Annotated in this window: 2 protein-coding genes and 1 pseudogene; 1 reads left to right on the forward strand and 2 read right to left on the reverse strand. The window is 64.0% G+C overall.

The window, feature by feature from the left end; all coding sequences use genetic code 11:
• Both AC1VTH_RS08075 and pyrE read right to left on the reverse strand, forming a co-directional pair.
• Positions 1 to 226, reverse strand: a pseudogene (locus AC1VTH_RS08075) (hypothetical protein); the annotation flags it as partial.
• A gap of 133 nt (positions 227 to 359) precedes the next feature.
• Positions 360 to 1,043: an orotate phosphoribosyltransferase gene (gene pyrE, locus AC1VTH_RS08080; protein WP_301830249.1), complete on the reverse strand. Its 684-nt coding sequence runs from the start codon at positions 1,041 to 1,043 to the stop codon at positions 360 to 362.
• A gap of 450 nt (positions 1,044 to 1,493) precedes the next feature.
• On the opposite strand from pyrE, the gene AC1VTH_RS08085 reads away from it, so the two are divergent.
• Complete coding sequence (locus tag AC1VTH_RS08085; RefSeq protein ID WP_481335657.1) at positions 1,494 to 1,748, forward strand: TM1266 family iron-only hydrogenase system putative regulator; 255 nt, start codon at positions 1,494 to 1,496, stop codon at positions 1,746 to 1,748.
• The last annotated feature ends 110 nt before the right edge of the window (positions 1,749 to 1,858 follow it).

Raw genomic sequence — 1,858 nt, forward strand, 5'->3', positions numbered from 1 at the left:
GGCGCCGTGTGCCCCACGCCTGCTGGGCGAGCGTCGAGAGCGACATCGTGAGCACCGTGAGACTCGACAGGAAGCTCGTGGTGACCATGCCCATGACGCCCAGCGAGTCGACGATTGGTTTGATGATCACGCCGCCGCCGATTCCGCACAGGGGGCCCAGCGTTGAGGCAAGGAAGCACACGACGCAAATGATGAGGAAGCTGGCGAGGTTCGACGCGATGATCATGGGGCCCCCGTGAGAAGAAAAGGGGCGCCTGCCGGCTGGCAGGCGCCCGCGGTGATGCTGAGCTGGGCGATGCGCCGCGCCCCTGCGAGGCCGGGGCGCGGCGCTGCCGTGCCCTTCTCGGCCAATGACCTGGCTACTCCTTGACGCCGTACTGCTCGTAGTAGGCGTCGATGCGGGCCTTGAGCTCGTCGTCAATGACGACCTTGCCCTCGACCTCGTGGTTGTAGAGCACCTCGACGACCTCGGCCATGCTCACGATGGAGGCAACGGGGAAGCCGTACTTGGCCTCGATCTCCTTCTGGGCGGTGGTGACGCCACCCTTGCCAACCTCCATGCGGTTGAGGCTCACGATGAGACCGCGGATCTCGACGTTGGCCGCGGCGGTGACCTTGGGGTAGGTCTCGTCGATGGACTTACCCGAGGTGGTGACGTCCTCGACCATCACGACGCGGTCGCCGTCGTGCAGCTCGGCGCCCAGCAGGTTGCCCTTGTCGGCACCGTGGTCCTTGGCCTCCTTGCGGTCGGAGCAGTAGCGGACCTCCTTGCCGTAGAGGTCGTGGTAGGCGATGGCGGTGACGACGGACAGGGGGATGCCCTTGTAGGCCGGGCCAAAGAGGACGTCGAAGTCGTCGCCAAAGTTGTCGTGGATGGCGCGGGCGTAGTACTCGCCGAGCTTCTTGAGCTGGTAGCCCGTGACGTAGGCGCCGGCGTTCATGAAGAACGGGGACTTGCGGCCGCTCTTGAGCGTGAAGTCGCCAAACTTGAGGACGTTCGACTCGACCATGAACTTAATGAACTCTTGCTTGTAGGCCTCCATTGGGCTCCCCTCGGGCGATGCCGCGGCAGCCGTGAGCTGCAGCGCGGCGGGTTAGGCACATACACCTTCAGGATAGGACAAAAGCGCGGTCGAGGTGGGCGGCGCCGTCGGCGACCGTGGGCTATATCAAACATATGTTTGGTATACTCGACCATGACGTGAGGCGCGCTGAGCCCCGCCCGGCAACGGGAGGGGGTGGTCACCATGGAGCTTCGACTTGTCGTTGTCATCCTGCTGTTAGTGACCATCTTGGTCATCCTCGGGGTCTAACAGCCCCGATATGACCGAAGCCGCCCCTGGCAGGACGGCTTCGGTTGCGGGCCTTATGGTCCAAACGCTGTATCTGTAACTGCGGGGCGCTCGCTTCACCACAAGCGACTGCGCGCCTCGCGTCACCTAGAATGTACCCAGACGAGGGTCGCCTCGACAAGGCGGAGCGGAGGAGAGCGCATGAACAGGGTTGCCATCATGGGGGTCATCGTGGAGGACCTGGGGAGCGTGGGCGCGCTCAACGAGCTGCTCCACGAGTATGGCCGCCACATCGTGGGGCGCATGGGGATTCCGTACCGCCAGCGCGGCGTGAGCGTCATCAGCGTGGTGCTCGACGCCGAGCAGGACGCCATCTCGGCGCTTGCCGGCAAGGTGGGCGCGTTGCCGGGCGTGAGCGTCAAGACGCTCTTCTCGAACGTGATGTCCGAGGAGTAGGGGCTTGGGACATTACTGCCCGTAGCCTTTCTGTCCCAAACCGCAGGAAAAGGGGGACAGAAAGGCTACGGGCGCAAATGTCCCAGCTAACCGTTGTACCTGCTGAGGAA

This window comes from Parolsenella sp. (assembly GCF_982402205.1).

Coding starts and splice junctions, on each gene's coding strand:
- pyrE (WP_301830249.1), bottom strand. CDS start 1,043: ATGGAGGCCTACAAGCAAGAGTTCATTAAGTTCATGGTCGAGTCGAAC.
- AC1VTH_RS08085 (WP_481335657.1), top strand. CDS start 1,494: ATGAACAGGGTTGCCATCATGGGGGTCATCGTGGAGGACCTGGGGAGC.